Annotated in this window: 22 protein-coding genes; 7 read left to right on the top strand and 15 right to left on the bottom strand. The window is 60.5% G+C overall.

All coding sequences use genetic code 11. The annotated features are described in order from the left end of the window. The coding region (locus QD409_RS33035) for a transposase (protein WP_430764790.1) at positions 1-230 on the top strand (230 nt) is incomplete at its 5' end. 107 nt (positions 231-337) lie between these two features. On the opposite strand, the gene QD409_RS33030 is transcribed toward QD409_RS33035, so the two are convergent. Next, positions 338-949, bottom strand: coding sequence for a cadmium resistance transporter (locus QD409_RS33030; RefSeq protein WP_092856154.1), 612 nt, complete (start codon positions 947-949; stop codon positions 338-340). Between the two features lie 192 nt (positions 950-1,141). Next, complete coding sequence (locus QD409_RS33025) at positions 1,142-1,681, bottom strand: SH3 domain-containing protein (protein WP_092856153.1); 540 nt, start codon at positions 1,679-1,681, stop codon at positions 1,142-1,144. A gap of 190 nt (positions 1,682-1,871) precedes the next feature. Between QD409_RS33025 and QD409_RS33020 the strand changes: the two genes are divergently transcribed. Further along, positions 1,872-2,873, top strand: coding sequence for a 2-hydroxyacid dehydrogenase (locus QD409_RS33020; RefSeq protein WP_092856151.1), 1,002 nt, complete (start codon positions 1,872-1,874; stop codon positions 2,871-2,873). Positions 2,874-2,974: 101 nt separating this feature from the next. On the opposite strand, the gene QD409_RS33015 is transcribed toward QD409_RS33020, so the two are convergent. The 6 genes from QD409_RS33015 to QD409_RS32990 all read right to left on the bottom strand — a co-directional run bounded on the left by QD409_RS33015 (position 2,975) and on the right by QD409_RS32990 (position 11,534). After that, entirely contained in the window at positions 2,975-3,454 is a 480-nt protein-coding gene (locus tag QD409_RS33015) for a GNAT family N-acetyltransferase (RefSeq protein WP_092856149.1), read from the bottom strand. Further along, positions 3,451-4,221 carry a molybdopterin-synthase adenylyltransferase MoeB gene (locus QD409_RS33010; protein WP_092856147.1) on the bottom strand — a complete coding sequence of 257 codons (771 nt, stop codon included), beginning with the start codon at positions 4,219-4,221 and terminating at the stop codon, positions 3,451-3,453. The genes QD409_RS33015 and QD409_RS33010 overlap by 4 nt, the downstream gene beginning before the upstream one ends. A 36-nt stretch (positions 4,222-4,257) precedes the next feature. Beyond that, on the bottom strand, positions 4,258-5,385 hold the full coding sequence (gene recF, locus QD409_RS33005; protein ID WP_092856145.1) for a DNA replication/repair protein RecF: 1,128 nt from the start codon (positions 5,383-5,385) through the stop codon (positions 4,258-4,260). Between the two features lie 323 nt (positions 5,386-5,708). Continuing rightward, a complete protein-coding gene (gene dnaJ, locus QD409_RS33000) occupies positions 5,709-6,854 on the bottom strand; it encodes a molecular chaperone DnaJ (RefSeq protein WP_092856141.1) in 1,146 nt (381 codons plus the stop codon). Between the two features lie 82 nt (positions 6,855-6,936). Beyond that, positions 6,937-8,853 (bottom strand): molecular chaperone DnaK, encoded by a 1,917-nt coding sequence (dnaK, locus tag QD409_RS32995; protein ID WP_092856139.1) that lies wholly within the window; start codon positions 8,851-8,853, stop codon positions 6,937-6,939. A gap of 293 nt (positions 8,854-9,146) precedes the next feature. After that, positions 9,147-11,534, bottom strand: coding sequence for a transglycosylase domain-containing protein (locus QD409_RS32990; RefSeq protein WP_092856137.1), 2,388 nt, complete (start codon positions 11,532-11,534; stop codon positions 9,147-9,149). Positions 11,535-11,879: 345 nt separating this feature from the next. On the opposite strand from QD409_RS32990, the gene QD409_RS32985 reads away from it, so the two are divergent. The 3 genes from QD409_RS32985 (at position 11,880) to QD409_RS32975 (ending at position 12,754) form a co-directional block, all read left to right on the top strand. Further along, a complete protein-coding gene (locus QD409_RS32985) occupies positions 11,880-12,068 on the top strand; it encodes a hypothetical protein (protein WP_092856135.1) in 189 nt (62 codons plus the stop codon). A gap of 78 nt (positions 12,069-12,146) precedes the next feature. Further along, positions 12,147-12,269, top strand: coding sequence for a hypothetical protein (locus QD409_RS32980; protein ID WP_280949855.1), 123 nt, complete (start codon positions 12,147-12,149; stop codon positions 12,267-12,269). Positions 12,270-12,511: 242 nt separating this feature from the next. Beyond that, a complete protein-coding gene (locus QD409_RS32975) occupies positions 12,512-12,754 on the top strand; it encodes a DUF982 domain-containing protein (RefSeq protein WP_004127841.1) in 243 nt (80 codons plus the stop codon). A gap of 238 nt (positions 12,755-12,992) precedes the next feature. On the opposite strand, the gene QD409_RS32970 is transcribed toward QD409_RS32975, so the two are convergent. The 6 genes from QD409_RS32970 to QD409_RS32945 all read right to left on the bottom strand — a co-directional run bounded on the left by QD409_RS32970 (position 12,993) and on the right by QD409_RS32945 (position 18,943). Further along, positions 12,993-13,817 carry an SH3 domain-containing protein gene (locus tag QD409_RS32970; RefSeq protein WP_430764789.1) on the bottom strand — a complete coding sequence of 275 codons (825 nt, stop codon included), beginning with the start codon at positions 13,815-13,817 and terminating at the stop codon, positions 12,993-12,995. A 282-nt stretch (positions 13,818-14,099) separates the two neighbouring features. Beyond that, positions 14,100-14,444: a hypothetical protein gene (locus QD409_RS32965; RefSeq protein WP_159432224.1), complete on the bottom strand. Its 345-nt coding sequence runs from the start codon at positions 14,442-14,444 to the stop codon at positions 14,100-14,102. Between the two features lie 97 nt (positions 14,445-14,541). Beyond that, a complete protein-coding gene (locus QD409_RS32960; RefSeq protein WP_092856132.1) occupies positions 14,542-16,008 on the bottom strand; it encodes an efflux transporter outer membrane subunit in 1,467 nt (488 codons plus the stop codon). Positions 16,009-16,347: 339 nt separating this feature from the next. Continuing rightward, positions 16,348-17,292 (bottom strand): phosphoribosylaminoimidazolesuccinocarboxamide synthase, encoded by a 945-nt coding sequence (locus tag QD409_RS32955; RefSeq protein ID WP_092856162.1) that lies wholly within the window; start codon positions 17,290-17,292, stop codon positions 16,348-16,350. 144 nt (positions 17,293-17,436) lie between these two features. Beyond that, positions 17,437-18,120 carry a phosphoribosyltransferase gene (locus tag QD409_RS32950; protein ID WP_092856130.1) on the bottom strand — a complete coding sequence of 228 codons (684 nt, stop codon included), beginning with the start codon at positions 18,118-18,120 and terminating at the stop codon, positions 17,437-17,439. Beyond that, the gene (locus QD409_RS32945; protein WP_092856128.1) at positions 18,107-18,943 is read right to left on the bottom strand and encodes a pseudouridine synthase; all 837 of its coding nucleotides are present in this window, start codon (positions 18,941-18,943) and stop codon (positions 18,107-18,109) included. Before QD409_RS32945 ends, QD409_RS32950 begins: the two co-directional genes overlap by 14 nt. Positions 18,944-19,281: 338 nt before the next feature. Here QD409_RS32945 and QD409_RS32940 point away from each other — a divergent pair, with 338 nt between their 5' ends. After that, positions 19,282-20,001, top strand: a complete 720-nt coding sequence (locus QD409_RS32940; protein WP_092856126.1) for a response regulator — start codon at positions 19,282-19,284, stop codon at positions 19,999-20,001. 3 nt (positions 20,002-20,004) lie between these two features. Continuing rightward, entirely contained in the window at positions 20,005-21,357 is a 1,353-nt protein-coding gene (locus QD409_RS32935) for an ATP-binding protein (RefSeq protein ID WP_092856125.1), read from the top strand. A gap of 67 nt (positions 21,358-21,424) precedes the next feature. On the opposite strand, the gene QD409_RS32930 is transcribed toward QD409_RS32935, so the two are convergent. Beyond that, positions 21,425-21,631, bottom strand: a complete 207-nt coding sequence (locus QD409_RS32930; protein WP_092856123.1) for a hypothetical protein — start codon at positions 21,629-21,631, stop codon at positions 21,425-21,427. Between the last annotated feature and the right edge of the window lie 516 nt (positions 21,632-22,147).

The following is a 22,147-nucleotide window of genomic DNA, read 5'->3' as shown; positions in this document are numbered from 1 at the left end:
ATCTGGTCGTACCCACCAACATCACCATCCTGCCACTGCCGCCGAAATCGCCAGAGCTGAACCCAGTCGAAAACCTCTGGCACTTCATGCGCGAGAACTGGCTGTCGAACCGTATCTTCAAATCCTACGACGACATCGTCGATCATTGCTGCGATGCATGGCGAAAGCTCGAAAGCCAGCCTTGGCGCATCATGTCAATCGGACGAAAGCCTTGGGCAAATGGGTTCTGATCAGTGAGACGCCGTATTAGCCCCTGAAGCTTCTGGATTACAGACAACGGGAGCCGCTTCGACAGATCGTCGGGCGGCTCTTTCGCTGGGATCCCGTGAAATATGCTCTAGCTCCAGAAAAGCCGCGCCGTCCCGGCCTCGTAGAGGATGAGGATGCCGATCGCGATCAGGATGAGCGGCACGACCCTGTATCCGTGCCGCCTGATCGGTGCGCCGAGTTTCGGGTGATTGACAAGGGCATGTGCCACGACGAGCCAGACTGCCGTCAGAACCGCGAAGACGCAGCCGAAGCCCAGGATTTCATAGGCGGATCGTGTGGCGAAGAGCGGCGTATAGACGCTGATATTGTCGCCGCCATTGGCGATCGTCACGAGGGCGACGGCCACGATATTGCCGTGTCCGGCCGAAGCCTTCTCATGGTCTTCGGGGTTGTCGCCCGTGTCGATGCCGTTCCAGACCTCCCATAGCCTCTTCAGACCGAAATAGATCGGCGCAAAGCCGAGGAGGCCGATATAGGTTGCGGGAATGACGAGCACGAGAAGCGAGGCGGCGACGCTTGCGCCAAAGAGAGTGGCAATTCCGAGATACTGGCCGATGATGATCTGCCTTAATCGGAATTTCGGATCGGCGAAGAAGCCTAGAAGAACGAAGAGGTCGTCCACATCCGTTGATGCGAACACGACGATTGCAACGCCCAGAACGCCCAGTAGATAGTCCAAGACACCTGTCTCCTTTTCCGATGCGGGGACATATCATCGCGCCGGAAAAGTTGCGCGCTAAAGCATGTCGCGCAAAAGTGCGCAGCGGTTTTGCGATAACGACATGTGTAAAATCAAAGATTCAACACGCAAGAAGCGAATCTGAAAAATCGCGATCGCTTTGGCATTTATAGCGGGACGTCTAAGGGAGCGTTACTTGAAAGCTTCGCCAGGATAGGCGCCCCAGATCTCGGATTGCGCCACCCAACCCTCTGTGCCGTCGGCGGTGACGTGGCACCAGTCGCCGGTGCATTCGCGAACGCTCATCATCACGCCTGGTTGAAGCTTGGCAATGACGCTGGCGGATGGTTGGGCTTCGCGGCGCATATTGACGAAGACGGCCTTGCCCTTGCCTTTCATCCACGGTGCAGCGATGGCCGAACGCTGGCCCGACAGCAGCGACTGGTTGACCCAGCCTTCGGTGCCGTCGGCATCGCGAATGCGCCGCCAATTATCGTATTCCTGAATGATTTCGACCGGCAGACCCTGCTTGAGATACAGCCATGACACGGCGTAATCCGAACTCGGTCCGATACGCAGGTTGACACGCTTGGATTTCAGCGTGACGAAGCGCGGCAGCGGCAATCCGCTCGGCCCCTTGGCGGCCTGGGCGGCGGCAAGGTCCGCCGTTGCTACGGCCATCATCAGGCCGATCGAGAAAATAGCGCAGGACTTCAATACCTTGCCACGCATGGGATTTCCGTTCGTTCATCATGACAAGGGCGCCGCTTGTATCGCCCTTGTGCTCCGCCGGTTGCAAATCATCGGATCGCGCCAGCGAGTTTTGTTTGTCTTCGCCTGCGGGTCTGGTAGAAATACCCGGAACGGGAAAATTATCCCGCTTCTTGGTTAATAACATCTGAACAAGGCATCGCCGCTCTCCATGACGACGAAGAAAAAACCGAGAGTCTACGTCACGCGCAAACTGCCGGATGCGGTGGAAACGCGGATGCGCGAACTCTTCGATGCCGAACTCAACATTGACGATCGTCCGCGCACCAAAGCCGAACTGATTGAGGCAGTCCGATCGGTCGATGTGCTGGTGCCCACGGTGACAGATCGCATCGATGCGGAACTGATCGGCGAAGCCGGTCCGCAGATGAAGCTCATCGCCAGCTTCTCCAACGGCACCGATCACATCGATGTGGAAGCCGCCGCCCGGCGCGGCATCACCGTCACCAATACGCCCAATGTGCTGACCGAAGATACCGCCGACATGACCATGGCGCTCATTCTCGCCGTGCCGCGGCGGCTGGCGGAAGGTGCCCGCGTTCTGACGGATAATCCCGGCGAATGGGCCGGATGGTCGCCTACCTGGATGCTCGGCCGCCGCATTCACGGCAAGCGCATCGGTATCGTCGGCATGGGGCGTATAGGCACCGCCGTCGCCCGCCGCGCCAAGGCATTCGGCCTTTCGATCCATTATCACAATCGCAAGCGGGTCAATCCGGCGACGGAGGACGAGCTGGAGGCGACTTATTGGGACAGCCTCGACCAGATGCTCGCCCGCGTCGACATCGTTTCGGTCAACTGCCCGTCTACGCCTGCGACGTATCATTTGATCTCCGCCCGCCGCCTGGCACTGCTGCAGCCGACGAGCTACATCGTCAACACGGCGCGCGGCGATGTCATCGACGAGGCGGCGTTGATCAAGATCCTGCGCGAAGGCAAGATCGCCGGTGCGGGCCTCGACGTGTTCGAGAACGAGCCGGCCGTCAATCCCAAGCTGGTGAAGCTCGCCAATGAGGGCAAGGTGGTACTCTTGCCGCATATGAGCTCGGCGACGCTCGAGGGCCGCATCGACATGGGCGACAAGGTCATCATCAACATCCGCACCTTCATCGACGGCCATCGTCCGCCCAACCGCGTGCTGCCGTTCCGCTGAGCTAGAGCAATTCCAGGAAAAGTGCGCAGCGGTTTTCCGTCCGGAATTGCGTAAAGACAATAAGTTAGCGGTTCTCAGATTCCGTGAAAAACTGAACCGCTCTAAACCAGGCTCTTGCGCATCTCGATCGACGTGGTGCGATCGAAGCCGGCATGACGACTTTCGGCGGTTTTCCGAAATCCCCAGCCGGCGAACATGCGGTGATTTTCGGTGAGCTCTATGCGGGTTTCCAGCCGCAGGTTGGAAAGGTTCAACCTGCGTGCCTCGTTTTCCGCCGATGTTAGCAGGCGCCTGCCGATCCCTTTGCCTTGCGCGCCTGGCAGGACGGCGAGTTTGCCAATATAGAGGGTGTCTAGCTCGGTGCGGCAAAATACACAGCCGACTATATTGTTGTCGTCCAGCGCGACATAGCCGATTTCGCTGTGCGCTTTTTCCTCAAGAGACTTCGGTGTCAGCGCGAGCGCGGATGAGGGCGGATCGATCCGCCCGTTCATGTAAGCGAAAGAGGCAAGGATAAGATCGAGCAATTCGCTCCAGCGATGAAAGCTGCCATCCAGGCGTTGAAGCGTGATATTGTTCATTCGGCAGCCACTTTGGCGCGCTTGCGGCGATAACGAACGGTCTCGAATCGCGCGGCAAGCGCGTCGTAGAGCAGCAGGCGGCCGATCAGCGGTTCGCCGATGCCTGTTATGAGCTTGATCGCTTCCATCGCCATCAATGTGCCGATGACTCCGGTCAAAGCGCCGATGATGCCGGCCTCGGCGCAACTGGGAATGAGACCCTGCGGCGGTGGCGCCGGGAAGAGATCGCGATAGCGCGGATTGGCCGCGTCGTCGGAATCGCTCTCGTAGGGCTTCAGCGTCGTCACCGATCCGTCGAATCGCCCGACCGCACCCGTGACGAGCGGCAGGCGTGCGGCTTCGGTCGCATCCGCAACGGTGTAGCGCGTATCGAAATTGTCGGAGCCGTCGATAACGAGGTCGAAGCCGGCAAGATGCCGGGCGGCCGTATCGGGCGCGAAGCGCTCCTCGAAACGGATCACCCGTACATGCGGATTGAGCCGCGCGATGGCGTCGGCGGCACTCTGCGTCTTCAATTCGCCGATGGTGCCGGTGTCGTGGATCACCTGCCGCTGCAGGTTGGAGAGCGAAACGCGGTCGTCGTCGGCAATACCGAGCGTGCCGACGCCAGCGGCGGCGAGATATTGCAGCACCGGGGCACCAAGGCCGCCGGCACCGATCACAAGCACGCGCGCAGCCTTCAGCTTCTGCTGGCCGGTTCCGCCGACTTCGGGCAGCAGGATGTGGCGCTGGTAGCGGGCGATTTCGTCTGAGGTCAAAGGGTCCATGGCGACGATCCTATCATGATCGGCGATTTTGAGATGCTAGGATTTTGTAATCCCGCCATGCGAAACGGTAAGGAATTGCGCGCGCTCGCCAAGCGCCGAGAACATGGCCTTGTCCGTGCCGGTCATGAAGGCCTGCCCGCCGAGCCCATTGACGAGATCGAAAAGTGCAGCGCGCCGGCCTTCGTCGAGATGAGCGGCGATTTCGTCCAGCAGCAGGATCGGCGCATATCCCGTCAGATTGCCGACAAGACGGGCATGGGCAAGGATCAGGCCGACCAGAAGGGCCTTCTGCTCGCCCGTCGAGCAATGTTCCGCCTCCATGTCCTTTTCACGATGGCGTACCAGCAGATCGACCCTATGCGGCCCATCCAGCGTGCGCCCGGCTGCGGCATCCCGGTAACGTCCGTCTCGCAGCATCGCGGCATAAGCATCTTCCAGATCGACCGCCGGCCGGTCGAATTGACCGTCGAGAAAGCCTGATAGTTCCAGTGCCGCGGAGGGGAAGGGCGTCGCTTCGCGCGTTTCGGCAATCAGTCGCGAGAGGAGGCCGAGCATCTCCTGCCGTGCGATCGCCATGGCGATGCCGAGGCTTGCCATCTGCTCCTCGATGCCGGCAAGCCAGGATGGATCGAACCGGCCGTCCGACAAGAGCCTGTTGCGGCTGCGCATGGCGCGCTCGAAATCGCTGGCGCGGCGGCCATGCGCGGGATCGAGCGACAGCACCAGCCGGTCGAGAAAGCGGCGGCGCTCCGAAGAGCCGCCGGTGAACAGGCCGTCCATGGCCGGCGTCAGCCAGAGAACGCGCAGATGATCGGTCAGTTCGTCGACCGTCTTGGCGGGCGTCCCGTTGATTCGCAGCTTGCGGGCGGTTGATTCGTCCGTCGTGTCGATGCCGGTGCCGATCTCGACCGTGCCGTCCATACCTTCCAGCTCGGCAAAGATCGAAAAGCCACCCGGTGCATGGACGCGAGTGATATCGGTATAGCTGGCCCGGCGCAGGCCGCGGCCGGGCGACAGCAGCGAAACCGCTTCCATCAGATTGGTCTTGCCTGCGCCGTTGTCGCCGGTGAGCACTACATGCCGCTCGTCAAGCGTCAGCGCCGCCGCCGCATAGTTGCGGAAGTCGGTGAGCTTCAGGCGCGAGATGGAAACCTTGTCCGGCATGGGTCTTTGAGATTCGTGTTGATGGCCGAGGGGTATGCCGAACCCTGCCCAAGTGCAAGGATTTTGCCGATGGTTCCGCGGTGTCGATGGAATGGAAGCGCCGTCAAGGGTCACCCTTGTCCTTCGACAGGCTCAGGATGAGGGTGGAATGGTGGGTGCAGGATGAGGATAGAGTGAACTGCAGGCCGGATGAGAGATTCAGCCTTCATGGTGAGGAGGTCCGCAGGGCCGTCTCGAACCACGAGGGCGGGGGATTCGGCACCAAACAAAAAAATCCGGCCGAATCACCGGCCGGATTCATGTGAAACAATCTGATTCGTGGCTCAGTCGCTGAACGTATCGAAGAAATCCTTCATGCGGGCGAAGAAGCCCGTCGATTCGGGATTGTTGTCCTTCGAAGAGATCTGCTCGAACTCCTGCAGCAGCTCGCGCTGGCGCTTGGTAAGCTTCTGCGGCGTCTCGATCTGGATCTGGATATAGAGATCGCCGACCTGGCTGGAGCGCAGCACCGGCATGCCCTTGGCCTTCAGGCGGAACTGCTTGCCGACCTGCGTTCCCTCGGGAACGGTGACGCGGGACTTCGTGCCGTCGAGCGTTGCCACATCGAAGGTGCCGCCAAGTGCTGCCGTCGTCATCGAGATCGGTACCGCGCAGTAGAGATCGGCGCCGTCGCGCTGGAAGAACTCATGCGGCTTGACTGACAGGAAGATATAAAGGTCGCCGGAAGGCCCGCCGCGCAGGCCCGCTTCGCCTTCGCCCTGCAGGCGGATGCGCGTGCCGTCTTCAATGCCGGCCGGGATGTTGACCGAGAGCGAACGCTCTTCGGTCACCCGGCCCTGGCCATGACACTTGGTGCAGGGATCGGGAATGATCTGGCCACGGCCATGACAAGTCGGGCAGGTGCGCTCGACCGAGAAGAAACCCTGTGCGGCGCGGACGCGGCCAGAGCCCTGACAGGTGCCGCAGGTTTTCGGCTGTGTGCCGGGCTTGGCGCCCGAGCCGGAACAGACGTCGCAGGTGAGGGAGGTCGGAACGCGGATCTGCGCCGTTTTGCCAGTGAAGGCCTCCTCGAGCGAAATTTCCATGTTGTAGCGAAGATCTGCGCCGCGCTCGCGGCCGCCGGAAGAGCGCCCGCGCGAGCGTCCGCCACCCATCATCTCGCCGAAAATATCCTCGAAAATATCGGAGAAGCCGCCGCCGCCGAAGCCGGCGCCAAAACCGCCGCCACCGCCCATGCCACCATGCTCGAAAGCAGCGTGGCCATAGCGGTCATAGGCTGCGCGCTTCTGCGGATCCTTGAGCGTTTCGTAGGCTTCGTTGATTTCCTTGAACTTCCGCTCGGCGTTGCTGTCGTCCGGATTCTTGTCCGGATGAAATTGCATCGCCAGCTTACGAAAGGCGCTCTTCAGCTCTTTCTCGTCCGCCGTCTTGGAGACGCCCAATGTCTCGTAAAAATCCGCTTTTGCCATTCAGCATTCGACCCCGGAAATGGATTTCCGGCTGCCCGAAGGCAGCCGGATCTAAGTTCCTCGAGAACCTTTCGGTTCGCGCTTATGCAGACCGCTTACGGTCGTCTTCGTTCTTGATTTCCTCGTAGTCGGCATCGACGACATCGTCCTTGCCAGCTGCCGAGTGATCGCCCGAAGCTGCTTCCGCCTGCTGGGACTCATAGATCGCCTGGCCGAGCTTCATGGAAACTTCCATGAGCGTCTGGGTCTTGGCCTTGATGTCGTCGGCATTCGGCTCGGAAGCTTCGGTTGCCGTCTTCAGGGCTGCGATGGCGTCCGAGATCGCGGTGCGATCGGCTTCGGTGACCTTGTCGCCGTAATCCTTCAGCGACTTCTCGCTGGAATGGATCAGGCTTTCAGCCTGGTTCTTGGCTTCGACGCCCTCACGGCGCTTCTTGTCTTCCGCAGCATGGGCTTCGGCATCCTTGACCATCTTCTCGATGTCGGTGTCGGAAAGACCGCCGGACGCCTGGATGCGAATCTGCTGTTCCTTGCCGGTACCCTTGTCCTTGGCCGAAACCTGGACGATGCCGTTGGCGTCGATATCGAAGGTGACTTCGATCTGCGGTACGCCGCGGGGCGCGGGCGGCAGGCCAACGAGGTCGAACTGGCCGAGCAGCTTGTTGTCGGCGGCCATTTCGCGCTCGCCCTGCGATACGCGGATGGTCACGGCCGACTGGTTGTCATCGGCAGTCGAGAAGGTCTGCGACTTCTTCGTCGGGATCGTCGTGTTGCGTTCGATCAGACGGGTGAAGACGCCGCCGAGCGTTTCGATGCCGAGAGACAGCGGGGTTACGTCGAGCAGCAGAACGTCCTTGACGTCGCCCTGCAGAACGCCGGCCTGGATGGCGGCGCCGAGCGCGACGACTTCATCCGGGTTGACGCCCTTGTGCGGTTCCTTGCCGAACAGCTGCTTGACGACTTCTTGTACCTTCGGCATGCGGCTCATGCCGCCGACGAGAACGACTTCGTCAATCTCGGCAGCCGTGACGCCGGCATCCTTGAGGGCTGCCTTGCACGGAGCGATGGTGCGCTGGACGAGATCGTCGACCAGGCTTTCCAGCTTCGCGCGGGTCAGCTTCAGCGTCAGGTGCTTCGGGCCGGTAGCGTCTGCCGTGATGAAGGGCAGGTTGATTTCGGTCTGCTGGGCGGACGAAAGTTCGATCTTGGCCTTTTCGGCAGCTTCCTTGAGCCGCTGCAGAGCAAGCTTATCGCCCTTGAGGTCGATGCCGTTGTCCTTCTTGAACTCGGCAACGAGATATTCGACGAGACGCATGTCGAAGTCTTCACCGCCGAGGAAGGTGTCGCCGTTGGTCGACTTCACTTCGAAGACGCCGTCGCCGATTTCCAGGATGGAGATATCGAAGGTGCCGCCGCCAAGGTCGTAAACGGCGATGGTCTTGCCGTCCTTCTTGTCGAGACCGTAGGCAAGTGCTGCAGCGGTCGGCTCGTTGATGATGCGCAGGACTTCAAGACCGGCGATCTTGCCGGCATCCTTGGTTGCCTGGCGCTGAGCGTCGTTGAAGTATGCAGGAACGGTGATGACAGCCTTTTCGACCTTTTCGCCGAGATAGGATTCGGCGGTTTCCTTCATCTTCTGAAGGATCATTGCGGAAATCTGTGCGGGCGAATAGCCCTTGCCCTGGGCTTCGACCCAGGCGTCGCCATTGTCACCCTTGACGATCGTGAAGGGAACGAGGTGCTTGTCCTTCTCGACGGTCGGATCTTCGTAGCGGCGGCCGATCAGGCGCTTGACAGCGAAGAGGGTATTCGTGGGGTTGGTGACAGCCTGGCGCTTGGCCGGCTGGCCGACGAGACGTTCGCCGTCGTCGGAGAAGGCGACCATAGAGGGGGTCGTGCGGGCGCCTTCGGCATTCTCGATCACTTTCGCGTCTTTACCGTCCATGACGGCGACGCAGGAATTTGTGGTTCCAAGGTCGATACCAATTACTTTTGCCATATCATTCTCTCCTTGAAGCAAGCCGTCGGAACCCCTGTCAGGCATTCCATTGACAGCCCCTTACGGGATGGTCTTGAGGATTGCGCAGCCATGACTGCGGTGATGCCGCGTATATAAGTAGCGGTTTTACTGACTGCAAGGCAGGAAATCACCCGGAATCCAGCAAAACGAATGGTTTGTCGCCCAAATTCCACATGGCCGAAGTTGCGCCAAGAGCCCGTGGATTTAAAGCAATCGCGTATTTGAGCAGCCTTGCCGCAGCCATGCAAGCGGCAAGGTGGAAAATTGCGATTTTATCGGCCGAGGATCACGTCGAGCAGCGAGGTGCGATGCGGTCGAGCTGCCCTAGGCGGGCCGCTGTCGCCGACATCGGCGGGCGGGATCTCGCTGTCATAGGGGTTCGAATTGTAGGGATTCGAACTATAGGGGTTGGTGTCGTCGGTGAGGTTTGCCGGCGGCAGATCCTGCGGGTCTTCATTCGCTGCGGTCTGGTTGACGACCTGTGGCTGGATCGGCTGTTGCGACGGCCGCTGCTGCAAGGTCGGCTGTCCCGCATTGCCCGCGCCGGAGATGATGTTGCCGATCGTCGTCGGCTGGTCGCCCAACGGCTCCGCCTGTGCCATCGGCAAGCCGCTGTCGATGATCTGGCCGCCACCGAAGATCGGCGTCGGCGTGATGCCCTTGTGGGCGGCGATCATGAATTCCTTCCACGCCTTTGCCGGCAGCCCGCCGCCGGTCACCTTGCGCATCGACTTGCCGTCATCGTTGCCGAACCAGACGCCTGTCGTCAGATGGCTGGTGAAGCCGACGAACAGAGCGTCGCGGAAGGACTGCGTCGTGCCCGATTTGCCGGCGGCCTGCCAACCGGGAATGCGGGCAGCCTTGCCGGTTCCCGACGCGATGACGCCGGCCATCATCGTGTCCATGTTGGCGACGATATCCGGGTTCAGCACCCGCTGCGGATTGTCGGTATTGGCCTGGTAGAGCACCTTGCCGGAGGCGGTCGTCACCTTGGTGATGACGTGCGGCGCCACCTTGAAGCCGCCGTTCATGAAGGTGGCATAGGCGGAGGTGAGTTCCAGCAGCGAGACTTCGGAGGTGCCGAGCGCGATCGAGGCGTTGGCCTGCAGATCGGATTCGATGCCGAGCCTGTGCGCCACCTTGATCACCTGCTCGGGACCGACCTCGGCGACGAGCTGGACGGCAACCGTGTTCAGCGATTTCGCCACGGCGGTCGCAAGCGTCACCGGGCCGCTATAGCGCTGTTCGTAATTCTCCGGCGCCCAATTGCCGATCTTGACCGGCAAGTCGTTGCGGATCGAATTGGGCGTCAGGCCCGCTTCCAGCGCCGCGGTATAGACGAAGGGCTTGAAGGCCGAGCCGGGCTGGCGCTTGGCGGTGACCGCACGGTTGAACTGGCTCTGGGCGTAATCACGGCCGCCGACCAGGGCGCGGACGGCGCCTGTCGCATCGACGGAGACGAGCGAGGCCTGCGAGGCGTTCAGTTTCTTGCCGTCCTTTTCAAGCACGTCGCTCAGTGCCCTCTCGGCTTTTTCTTCCAGTGACATGTCGAGGGTGGTATCGACGATCAGGTCTTCCTTGACAGCGCCGCCGATCAGCTTCGGCAGCTGATCCATGACCATGTCGGCGACGTAGTTTTCCGCGCCGCTCCAGTAGCTCTTCGACCGCGTCGGCGGCTGTGCCATCGCCGTCTTGATGTCGGATTCACTGATGAAGCCCTGATCGCGCATGGCCTGCAGCACCAGCTGGGCGCGCGCCTCGGCGGCGGCAGGGTCGCGAGCGGGCGACAGCCGCGACGGCGCCTTGACCAGGCCGGCCAGCATGGCGGCCTCGCCGAGATTGACCTCCTTGGCCGACTTGTTGAAGTAGCGCCGCGAGGCCGCCTCGACGCCATAGGCGTTCGAACCGAAATAGACGCGGTTCAGATACATCGTCAGGATCTGATCCTTGGCGTATTTATGCTCCAGCCACAGGGCCAGGAGCACTTCCTGCACCTTGCGTTCCAGCGTGCGGTCCGGCGAGAGGAAGAGGTTCTTGGCGAGCTGCTGCGTCAGCGTCGAGCCGCCCTGGGCTGCGTGTCCCGTCACGACGTTGGTCACGACGGCGCGGCCGAGGCCGATCGGATCGAAGCCGAAATGGGAATAGAAGCGGCGATCCTCGATGGCGATGATGGCTTCCGGGATATAGGGCGACATGTCGCTGAGCGTCACGGCCTCGCCGCCCGTTGTGCCGCGATTGGCAATCAGGCTTCCGTCGAGATCGGTGATCTTGACGTTCGGTGGCCGTTCGGGAATGGACCAGGTGCTGGCGCTCGGCATGCGCGATCCGTAATAGGCAACAAGGCCGGCAAGGCCGATACCCGCCCAGAGGCAAAGCACGAGACCCCAATAGATCGTCGCCCGGATGAAGCCGAAAAAGCCGCGGCGCGGCGCACGTCGGGCCGGCTTGCGGCGGCTGCGCGAACGGCGAGGTTTCTCAACCACCGGCTCGTCCTCGTATTCGTCGTCTTCATCTTCGTCGGGTTCCGGCTCTTCGTACCGCTTGGCCGCGCGCCTGTGGCCGACGATGCGTTCGCCGGCACTGAATCCGTCATCGATGCGTTCCCGACCGCTGGAAAAGGATGGTTCTATCCTCTGGCGTGACTTTTTCTTATCTGCCATTGCGGGTCGGTCGTACCTCGATGCCTAGCGTTATCGTGTCTTCTATCAGGCTGATCAGAGCGGCGGCATATGTGCTTTAGCGCATGCGGTCGCTTTTGTACCGGCATGCCATCTCAAAAATGGATCCCGGATTGCGGGACAGGCGGCCGCCTGCCATTCGCCCACGAACCCCTCGCGAAGACATCAAATCCCGCCTGAACTTTAAATGCGGCGATTTAAGGAGGGATTAAGAACATTTCCGATCCACCTCTGACAGCGGTTTCTGCGATGCCTGACACGGCCGGTCAAGGAACTTTTCCGCGGTCTGGCGCATTTACCCAACCACAAAGACGAAGGGACGAGCGCATGAGTTCGTTGATCAAGGTTGAGGACGTCTGCGAGAGCAAGCTGCGGGAGGTCTGGAGCGTAGAGGACTTCGCTCGGCGCCACCGGATCGGCAAGGAGGAGGAAGCCAGGCTGAAAAAGCTGTTTGGCGACTTCGCGACAAAGCAGGAATTGCTCTCCAACGCGCAGAGGCCGCCACAATTCCGTTGAACCGGATGAGCTGGCTTGGCGCGATGCTCATCGTGGGCCGTCACAGCCGAAAGGTTTGTAGCGGTGGAGGCTATGTTGATGTGGAAGCGTTTCGAACAATGGCTGGCCGACCTGATCGACCGGATTCTCGGGTTGGAGTGGCTTGCCCGCCGCGCCGGCTTCTCGCCGGCCGAGGCAAAGCGGATCGCGCGCGAAAGATAGGTCACCTGCGCGCCACCTCGGAGGATGTCCGCACCTATGCTCGGTTCCCTAAAAACGATCACTGGAATTGGTTTTCTGTGCCTCATGTGCTGGCAGAACCATTCCGATCGCATGCGCGATACTTCGCGTGGAGCGCGCAAATTTCCGTATTTTCGAATAGTCTGATCGAGGTTATAGTACTGTAATCTGGCTGTCTTGGAGGACGATCCAGACGGTTTGGTAGCGCGTGAGGAGGAGTGTTCATGCGACACATCAAATGGAGCAATCCAATCGAAATCGGTTTTGCTCAAGGTAGTTTCCAGATCGTGACGGGGCCGTCGGAGGCCCTGAATTGCATGGCCAATCTTTGGCCTGACCGGCGCGGTCCGTTGTATGTAGCGGCAAGAAGTGTCTGCCGTGCAGCGATCGACGGTCGCAAGTCCGCCGAGGAAGCTCGGGAAATGTTCATTTCGGCGACGCGGGAAGCGCATCTGAAGATGCACTGACGCACAACGTTCCTGTCCGGCGTTTTGATCGCTCGGCTCCTGTGAGCCGGCGGAAGCGTCATAAGGGCCGGAACGTTCAAGAATGCGCCATTCCCGCAAAGGCATCCATATTCGCGCTGCCCTAGCGTCATGCGGAGGGCGTACACTCTTCAAATGCAATGTGTTCCAGCAAAAAGGCCAGCGACTTTCAGAGTCGCTGGCCTTTGGCTATCTCAAGAATAGCGGCGTGCTGCCGCCATCAGCGGTTTGAGCCTCTGGGGGTCATGCGGCAATCCGGTTCCGATGCCGGGCAATCCTTGTGGTCGGGGCTGTAAGGACCGGGCTGACCTGCCCGTGGATTGATTGGCGGCTGTGGCTGTGGTTGCGGCTGAACCTGAACCTGGGGCGGCCGCTGCGGTTCGACGCGTGGGCGATCCGGGCGGTTACCCCAGTCCTGGTTGCTGTCAGGCTGGCGGCGGCCCCAGTCGCGATTGCCATCACGCTGCCCGTCCCAATTGCGGTCGGGGCGACGGCCCCAGTCGCGATCCGGCTCGTTGTTCCAGTCGCGATTGCGGTCAGGGCGGCGGTCCCAGTTGCGGTCCGGTCCGTTATTCCAATCAGACCCGCGATCCCATCCCGGATTGCGATCCCAGTTGTTGTCCGGACGGCGGTCGACCCAGCCCGGGCCACGGCGCCAGCGGTCACGATCGCGGTAGAAGTCGCGGCCGCGATAATAGCGACCCCAGTAGTCGTCGAAATTGAAGACAATGGTCGGGATGCCGAGCGGCCGGTAATATTGCGGGCCGACATAGATGCGGCGCGATTGGTAGGTCGCCTGAATATAGCGGCCGGCGACCCATCCGCGACCGCCATAGAACGAGACGTCGCACCAGGGAGTTTCGTTAAGGCAGCCGTTGATCTGCAGTGTTGCGCCGACGGGGATCATTGTTACCGCCGGATAGGCAGTGCTCGGACCTGACCGCATGTTGACGTTTGCGGTGGCGAAGCCCTCCGCTGCTTCCGCGATGGCCGGCAGCGCAATGAATGCGGCCAGCAAGCTCACGGCGAGAACCTTGAACCTCATGAATATTCTCCCTTTGCACACCATCGTTGCGACATCGCCGCCTGTGCCCGTTCCGTATGTGGTGCGCCTACCCCGGCGCCATTCGGTATGACTTTCCAATTCCGGCAATATAAAGACCTGCGCATGCACCGAATATGATAGGATAACGCGTTGCATCTGCAATCTTTGCCTGTGTTTTAAAAGTATCTGCATGAATGCAGCTTGAACGGCAGCGTGCGACACGCGCGGAAGTCATGGGATTTTTAGTAAGGCCCGCTTGCTATTCGACGGATTACTGCCGCTTTAGCATTTTTCCTCTTTTGCGACCGGCGAGAGGAAATGCCGGAAGGAAAAGATCGTCGCGGCCTTGAAATCGCCACCTTGCTTTCCGATATAGGTTTCAGTCATGCAGCCTATGGATGGCGGGCGCGCTTGAAAGCGAGCCGTTTCGTCCTTCGGGATTGCTGAAGGAAGTTGACCTCTCGTTAACCTTTCACAATCAATCTGGCTGCAGTTCCGCTTTTCCTTTGACCACGGATGTACTGGCACTGTTGCGAAGGCGGATGACGAAAGGCCGGATTTTTCCGGCCTTTTTGTTTTGATGGCGATGGCGTGTTTCTTGCGAAAGCAGGAACGCGCCATTTTCAATTTCAGTGCTCTTTGCCGCCAAAAGAAAAACCGCCGCAGGTGACTGCGGCGGCTTTCAAAATTTAAGCTGCGCGGCCAGCGGGCCTGCGCAATATCGTTAGCTCGCCTTCTTGACCGAAGCCTTGATGACCTTGGCAGGAGCCGCGGCCGGGACTTGAGCCACGTTTGCCTTGCTGGCCGGCACGTAGCCGGCACCGATGGCAATGTTCAGCGAGATGTAGTCGAGAGCGCTCTGCTGAACGGCCTGTGCTAGGCTCTGCTGAGCAGAGGTCACGTTACGCTGAGCGTCGAGAACGTCGAGCAGTGAGGACGCGCCGTCCTTATAGCTCGCGGTCGAGAGCTGCAGGGCTTCCTGATAGGATTTGACCTGGGCATGCAGAGCAGCAACCGTCTGAGCATCGCGGCTGACGGCCGACAGGGCGTTTTCAACCTGTTCGACGGCACCCGTCACCGTCTGCTTCCAGACGATGTACTGTTCGCGGCTCGACGATTCAGCGTTCTTGACACCGGCACGCAGTGCGCCGCCGTCGAAGATCGGCAGGTTCAGCGTCGGGCCGAACGACCAGCTGGTCAGGCCGCCGCTGGAGGATCCGGTATTATGGATATAGGAGGGTGAAATCGCGCCGCTGAGCGAAATCGACGGGAAGAGCTTTGCTTCCGCCACGCCGATCTGGGCGGTGGCAGCAGCGAGATTGCGCTCTGCTATGCGGATGTCCGGACGATTGCGGATGAGATCGGCAGGAATGCCGCTGCGGACGCTGCCACGGAATACAGGCTGTTTGCCGCCGCCCTGCATCTGCGCGATGACAGTGGCAGAAGGAACATTGAGCAGCGTTGCGATATGATGCACCGCCTGACGATAGCTGATTTCAAAGCCAGGAATGGTCGAAAGCGTCGAGTTGACGAGGCCTTCGGCCTGAACGACGTCGAGGCGGGATGCAGCACCAGCTTCGAGCTGGAACTTGGTCAGCGAAAGCGTGTCGCGCCGGGACTTCAGGTTTTCCTGAGCGATCGACACCAGCGCCTGGTAGTAACGGGCGTTGACATAGCTCTTGGCCAGATCCTGCAGGAAAGTCAGGCGCTGAGTATCGACGCTGGAGTAGGCTGCGTCGAGCGACGCGTTGGCGCCTTCCCGTGCACGGCGATACTGACCCCAGAGGTCGAGCAGCCACGAAACCGAGGCGCTGCCGCCGGTGACGTTTCGTGTTCCGGTCTGGGTACGCAGCGAGCCCTTCTGGCCGCTGGTGGTGTTGTCGCCGGTGACGGTCAGGCTTGGAAGGCCGCCGGCACCTGCCGTAACGACTGCAGCTTCAGCCTGATTGATGCGTTCCAGCGATTGCTGGATGCTGAGGTTCTGCGCGAGCCCTTGGGAAGCAAACGCGTTCAGTCTGGAGTCGCCAAAAGCGGTCCACCATTGTGAACCGGCGATATCGCCGTTGATTTTCGTACCGCCCTCCGAGAACTTGGCCGGCAGAGGCATTTCCGGTGGCTTATGGTCTGGGCCGGTGACGCAACCTGCCAGAATAAGCAGCAGGGCGGGGGCGGCAGTACGAATGGAAACCATCACATTGTCCCACAATTCAATTTACTGATCAGTGTTTTAAAGGGCCGAACTGACCCCATGTGTTTCGGCGCTCCAGTCTTACGCAGTACAACAAATGACCCGAAGCGGTCGTCGTCAATCTAGCAATGAGTTTTGCAATAGCACAGTGGCTTTTACGAAAACTCGAACGCGAACATATGTGTGATCGGGTGAAATAGCAGGGTCTGAGTAAAAAAAATATGAAGTGTTGCAAAAAGCATACCCTTCCGCGCCCTATTCAGGGCTGCGGGAAATACCCGATATAGCGGTCAATACAACCTTCCGCATGGCGTTCGGGGTACTGATTCGGTTAGCCTATACCTACCGGAAATAGCGAGCCAGGCTTGTGCGAACCCTGTCGCGCGGTGTCGCGCCGCGATCGTCGGCCACGAAAGGCTCGCCGGTAATCGCTTCATAGGCGCGGATGTAGACCTTCGACGTCTGCTCGACGAGGTCGAGCGGAATTTCGGGAATCTCGTCCTTATAGGGATCGCAGCGCTCGGTGACCCAGGCCCTTACGAAATCCTTGTCGAAGCTCTCCGGACGCGCGCCCTTTTCGAAACGCTCCTGATAGCTGTCGGCCAGCCAATAGCGGCTGCTGTCAGGCGTATGGATCTCGTCAGCCAGGATGATCGTGCCGTTTTCGTCGGTGCCGAACTCATATTTCGTGTCCACGAGGATCAGCCCCCGCTCGCGGGCGATCTCCTGCCCGCGGGCGAACAATGCCAGGGCATAATCCGCAAGCGTCTGCCATTGTTCCTTCGTCAGAAGTCCATGCTCGACGATCTGGGTCGGCGTCAGCGGCTCGTCATGGCCGCCATCGAATTCCTTGCTGGTCGGCGTGATGATCGGCTCTGGCAGGATCTGGTTGTCGCGCATGCCATCAGGCAAGGTGATGCCGTACATCTCGCGCTCACCCTTCTTATAGAGCGTCAGGATCGAGGTGCCCGTGGTGCCGGCGAGATAGCCGCGCACGACCACTTCTACCGGCAGGATGTTCAACCGCTTGCCGACGACGACGTTCGGGTCCGGATAGTCGATGATGTGGTTCGGGCAGATATCGCGCGTCTGTTCGAACCAGTAGCGCGCTGTCTGCGTCAGCACCTGCCCCTTATAGGGAATGCAGGTGAGAATGCGGTCGAAAGCGCTGAGCCGGTCGGTGCTGATGATGATGCGGCTACCGTCCGGCAGGTCGTAATTTTCGCGCACCTTGCCGCGATAGTAATTGGGCAGTTCCGGGAAATGGGCTTCGGAAAGAATTCGCAACGCGTCCACCAACAGGCTCGTGCATCCGCCCGACGGATGCTTCTTGAGCGGACCCTTAGCGCATTGCGGCGGGAATCGGAATGATTTTCACATACTATAATATATGAGCCGGTTCTTGTCCTATGCCGGCGTGGCAAAGAGCGCTCAGCCCGGCCGCCGCCAAGCGCCGTTTTCGCTTCGCTCGAGGATCGGCGTGGAGAAGACGCCGACGATCCGCTCGCTCCATTGCTTGCCGTCCGCATCGACGCGCTCCCGCCAGCGCTCCGATTGCAGCATGGCCGCACCGATCACCACCGGCTCGATGCCGCATGAGGCGACGAGCGCCAGGCCGGAAACGATCGAGGCGCCGCTGGAGATGACATCGTCGATCAGCGCCACGCGCTTGCCCTCCAGCAACGGCAGCATGCGCGGATCTATATAAAGGCGCTTCTCCTGGTTCGGTGTGGTGATCGACGAAAGCGAAACCGACAGCTCGTCGCGATACCAGAATTTGCGCGAGGTGCCGAGCGGCACGTAGCGCGCGTGGCCGAGAGCCCGCGCGACCGCGCTTGCCAGGGTCAGACCAAGCGTCGGCAATCCGGCAACGACCTCGATATCATGGTCGGCAATCCGCGCCGCCAGCGCCTCGGCCAGTGCCTCCTGCACGGCAAAACTGGCCTGGTTGACGATCAGCGATGCCAGCGCGTGCTCACCATCGGCGAGAACGCGGATCGGCAACCGCAGCTGGCGCCCATCCGGCAATTCGGCCACATAGAAATCGCGGCACCCTTCTGCTGCCGAAAAGCTCTGCGGCGGATGGAGTTCCTGCCAGAAATCATGAGGCTGCATTGCGTTTTGCCTTCGCTCCATTTTGTCCGTTCGTCTTCAAGTCCGCGCGCTGGCGGAGCCGCAGGATTTCGCCCTCCGTCAAGGCGCGGACCGCGCCCTTCGGCAAATCGCCGAGCTCCACCGTGCCGAAGGTGACACGCACCAGCCGCAGGCATTCGATGCCGAGGGCTTCCAGCATCCGCCGGATCTGCCGGTTGCGACCTTCCTTGAGCTCCACTTCGATCCAGCTGTTGCGATCGCCGCTGCGCAACAGCTGAGCAGAGCTGGCTGTCAAAAGCTCGCCATCGTCGATGATGCCGCGTTCCATGCGCGCGAGCTGCTCCTCGTCCATGATGCGGTCGACCTGGACATGATAGACCTTGCCGACATGACCGACCGGATCGAGCAGGGCCTGCGCCAATACGGTATCGTTGGTGAAGAGCAGCAGGCCTTCGCTCGCCTTGTCCAGCCGTCCGACAGGGGCGAGGTGCCGTGCATCGACATCTTTCAGGCAATCATAGACAGTCGGCCGCCCCTCGGGATCGTCGCGGGTAGTCACCAGCCCGCGCGGCTTGTTCAGCATGAAATAGAGCTTCTCTTCGGCCGATATCGCAACGCCGTCGACGGCAAACTGAGCATGTTCCAGATCGACCCAGGTCGACGAATCCGTGACCTTGCGGCCGTCCACTGTCACGCGGCCCGCCGAGATCAGCGTCTCCGCCTGGGTGCGGGAACAATAGCCGAGCTTGGAAAGCGCCCGCGGCAAGGTCACACGCTTGCCGTCGGGCTCCTGTCTGCCTTTCGCCGTCCTGCCGGACCGCTGCGGTGAATGCCGTTGGCTCAACGGTCTTGCCTCGTGCTCGTAGCTGGAGTGGTTGGGCGCGGTGCCCCGAAGAGCAATCCTTTCGCACGAGGATGGCCGCGAGGCAAATCGCATTGTCGGAAGATGGGGCGGCAGGGCTCGCATTTCGTGGATGCGAGCCCTGCCTTGGGCCGGAGCGGGCGATGGGGTCGGGTAGACGGCAAGCGGCTGCCGCCATTCGCTCCGGAGGGATGACGTTGCCAGGAAAACTGTACTGCTTCCTTTGCTGGGATTTTTCAAAACGGCCGAGATTTGTTACAGTTTGTAACGTCGGCGGTTTCCCTGTTGCCAAAAGCACCTTCCGCCCCGCATGGAGGGCCATGGTTTCCGCATCGCTTCTTCTGGTCGAGGACGACCGCGAGATTAGAGCGCTCCTGGAAGAGTTCCTGAGCCGCGAGGGCTTTGCCGTGCAGGCTGCAGACAGCGCTGCCGCGATGGACCGCATTCTTGTCAAGGGTTTTCCCGATCTCATCATTCTCGATCTGATGCTGCCGGGCGAGGACGGCCTCTCGGCCTGTCGCCGCATCCGTGCCCGCAGCCAGGTGCCGATCCTCATGCTGACGGCGAAGACCGAGGATATCGATCGTATCCTCGGCCTCGAGATGGGCGCCGACGATTATCTCGGCAAACCCTTCAATCCGCGCGAGCTTCTGGCGCGTGTTCGCGCCATCCTGCGTCGCTCCGGCCCGGAGCGCTCGGAAGAGAGTGCCGTTCCGGCGCGGCGCAAGTGTTTCGCCGGCTTGACCGTCGATCTCGACGGCCGGGTAATCGAGATGGAAGGCGAGCGCATCGTGCATCTGACGACGGCGGAGTTCGATTTGCTCGTCTGCTTTCTCGAAAGGCCGCGGCGCGTCCTGTCGCGCGATCAATTGCTTGACTGGACGCGCGGACGCGGCGCCGATCCTTTCGACCGCACCATCGACGTGACGGTCTCGCGCCTTCGCACCAAGCTTGGGCACTGCCTGCCGGATGGCGCCCACATCATCACCACCGTGCGCAATGCCGGCTATCTCCTCACCACCGACGTGAAGGATGTCTGAGCCATGCTGAAACTCGGCCTCGTCGCCCGCATCATCATGATCGTCGCCGTGGCATTGTTCGTCATCCAGCTTGCGGCGTTCGCTGCGGCCCAATTGAAGCCGGATACGCCGCTCAATCCCGAGATCTCGCCAGCAATGCAGGTCAAGTCAGCGATCCGTCTTCTGGATGCCATTTCGCCGGAGGCGCAGCCGAAAGCCGTGCGTGCCCTGAATGCCAATGGCCTGGCGCTTCGCCTGATCGATATCCCCGCGCCGGAGCAGGGCGAAGAGTCGTCTGATATGACGCTGACCGACAAACTGGCGCGAGAATTCGCAAGCATCGCTTTCGGCAATCGCTATTTCAACATACGTTCGCTGTCGGCAAGACCGCAGGGCTGGTTCTCCGTCGGCGCGCCGGACCGGATCGTCGAGGTGTCTATCGGTGTCGCCGGCGGCAAGGTCGCCGTCTTCAATCTCAACGATGCGCCGACCGTACGTCTGCACGGCGTTCCCGTCGGCCTCATTGCCGGCGTCCTAGGCATGCTGGTCGCGGTTATCGCCATCGTTGCCGTGGCGCGAGAAACCAGGCCGCTGACGCGGCTGTCCCGCACCGTCAATTCCATCGGCAACGGCCTGCAACCGGTGCCGATCCCCGAAAGGGGCGCCTGCGAACTCCGCATGCTGATCAAGGCCATCAACGCGATGCAGCTGCGCATCGCCGCCCTGGTCAATAACCGCACCCTGATCCTCGGGGCGATCTCGCACGATCTGCGGACCTATCTCACGCGCTTTCGCTTGCGCATGGAAATGATGCCGGATACGCCGCATCGCGACCGCGCCATCGCCGACGTCGAGGCCATGCAGCGTCTCGTCGAGGATGCACTGGGATTTGCCCGCAGCACGGTCGTGTCGGATGGCAAGAATATCGTCGATCTCGATGCCGCCATCTGCTCACATGTTGCCGAGCGTCTGGACGGCTCCGGCCTTATTGCTTTCTCGCTGCTGGGGCAGCCCCTGGCTGTGGCTATGTCCGAGACGGCCCTGATACGGGTGCTGGACAATCTCATGGACAATGCACTGCGCTATGGTGGCCGTGCCGATATCAGCGTCGAGCAGCGTGGCGACCAAGGCGTCATCACCATCGGCGATCGCGGGCCGGGCATTCCGGCAGAGTTGCGCAAGGAAGTGCTCGAACCTTTTGTCAGATTGGAAGAGTCCCGCAACCGCGACCTCGGCGGTAGCGGGTTGGGGCTGGCAATCGTCCGGCAGATTCTCGATGCGCATGGTGGCGCGCTTTGTCTGGAGGATCGCGACGGCGGCGGGCTCAACGCTGTCGTATTGCTGCCGCTTGCGGCAATCGAAAGAAAAGCAGCCTGACGACCGCCCGGACGAGCACTATCCTCGCCCTAGCCGTGCGATCAATGTGGCGCGCCGCGCCGTCGGCTCAATGGCAAGTCAGAAACGTCTTGAGCTCTTCCCGGCTGAGGACGATGCCTTCAGCCGCTTTGAGCGGATCCGGGTGCGTATAGGTGAGCCTCGGCAGGTCAGGCAAATTCAATGCCTGGCGCATGGTCATGATGCCGAGCGCGCGGCGTCCGTTGGCGCTATCGACGCTGACTTCAATGATGCTTTCTGGTCTTGTCATATGCATTGTTTCCTCCCTTCCCAGTATTTTACAGGAATCTCATGTAAAATCTCGATTTTTCTGCGGTCTATTGTCGGCGGCTTGTGATGGCGTCGCTCGGCGGTATCAGGGAGATCGCAAAGCGGTAGACGGACCGCTCAAAGGGGGAGATGGTCGAAAGCGGGATCAAACATCCGGCTCGGATTAAAATTTTGACCATTTGGACAATTTTTTCGGTGCGTTTGTGGGTAAAATCAGACGATCCTTCGCTACAAACGAAATTCAAATAACAATTTCAGAGACTTACAAAAATGTCAGAATTTTTACAATCGTGCTGTTGACTATGTCGTTTGGTAGGGTCTATAAGCCCGATCACTGACGAGGGCGGCGGCGCTGCTGGCGACGACGACTTTCGCTCTAGTGTTTCCTGGATTGGCTGCGATGCTGATTGATGGTTCTGGGCTTAGGTGCCTGGGATTGCGGGAATGGATTTCGACTGGGTTTTCTGGTCTGTTATTTGACAATTGAAGATGAGAGAAGAAA

The sequence above is a fragment of the Rhizobium sp. BR 315 genome, from assembly GCF_050577975.1.
Classification (GTDB): Bacteria; Pseudomonadota; Alphaproteobacteria; order Rhizobiales; family Rhizobiaceae; genus Rhizobium; species Rhizobium miluonense.
This window is presented reverse-complemented; position numbering and strand designations above follow the sequence as displayed.

Bases quoted from the DNA above. Each gene is read 5' to 3' on its own strand.
- dnaJ (WP_092856141.1), bottom strand. From the start codon at position 6,854: ATGGCAAAAGCGGATTTTTACGAGACATTGGGCGTCTCCAAGACGGCG.
- QD409_RS32960 (WP_092856132.1), bottom strand. From the start codon at position 16,008: ATGGTTTCCATTCGTACTGCCGCCCCCGCCCTGCTGCTTATTCTGGCA.
- QD409_RS33015 (WP_092856149.1), bottom strand. From the start codon at position 3,454: ATGAACAATATCACGCTTCAACGCCTGGATGGCAGCTTTCATCGCTGG.
- QD409_RS33025 (WP_092856153.1), bottom strand. From the start codon at position 1,681: ATGCGTGGCAAGGTATTGAAGTCCTGCGCTATTTTCTCGATCGGCCTG.
- QD409_RS32980 (WP_280949855.1), top strand. From the start codon at position 12,147: ATGTGGAAGCGTTTCGAACAATGGCTGGCCGACCTGATCGACCGGATT.
- QD409_RS32990 (WP_092856137.1), bottom strand. From the start codon at position 11,534: ATGGCAGATAAGAAAAAGTCACGCCAGAGGATAGAACCATCCTTTTCC.
- QD409_RS32970 (WP_430764789.1), bottom strand. From the start codon at position 13,817: ATGAGGTTCAAGGTTCTCGCCGTGAGCTTGCTGGCCGCATTCATTGCG.
- QD409_RS32975 (WP_004127841.1), top strand. From the start codon at position 12,512: ATGCGACACATCAAATGGAGCAATCCAATCGAAATCGGTTTTGCTCAA.
- QD409_RS32940 (WP_092856126.1), top strand. From the start codon at position 19,282: ATGGTTTCCGCATCGCTTCTTCTGGTCGAGGACGACCGCGAGATTAGA.
- recF (WP_092856145.1), bottom strand. From the start codon at position 5,385: ATGCCGGACAAGGTTTCCATCTCGCGCCTGAAGCTCACCGACTTCCGC.
- QD409_RS32935 (WP_092856125.1), top strand. From the start codon at position 20,005: ATGCTGAAACTCGGCCTCGTCGCCCGCATCATCATGATCGTCGCCGTG.
- QD409_RS32985 (WP_092856135.1), top strand. From the start codon at position 11,880: ATGAGTTCGTTGATCAAGGTTGAGGACGTCTGCGAGAGCAAGCTGCGG.
- QD409_RS33020 (WP_092856151.1), top strand. From the start codon at position 1,872: ATGACGACGAAGAAAAAACCGAGAGTCTACGTCACGCGCAAACTGCCG.
- dnaK (WP_092856139.1), bottom strand. From the start codon at position 8,853: ATGGCAAAAGTAATTGGTATCGACCTTGGAACCACAAATTCCTGCGTC.
- QD409_RS32930 (WP_092856123.1), bottom strand. From the start codon at position 21,631: ATGCATATGACAAGACCAGAAAGCATCATTGAAGTCAGCGTCGATAGC.
- QD409_RS32950 (WP_092856130.1), bottom strand. From the start codon at position 18,120: ATGCAGCCTCATGATTTCTGGCAGGAACTCCATCCGCCGCAGAGCTTT.
- QD409_RS33010 (WP_092856147.1), bottom strand. From the start codon at position 4,221: ATGGACCCTTTGACCTCAGACGAAATCGCCCGCTACCAGCGCCACATC.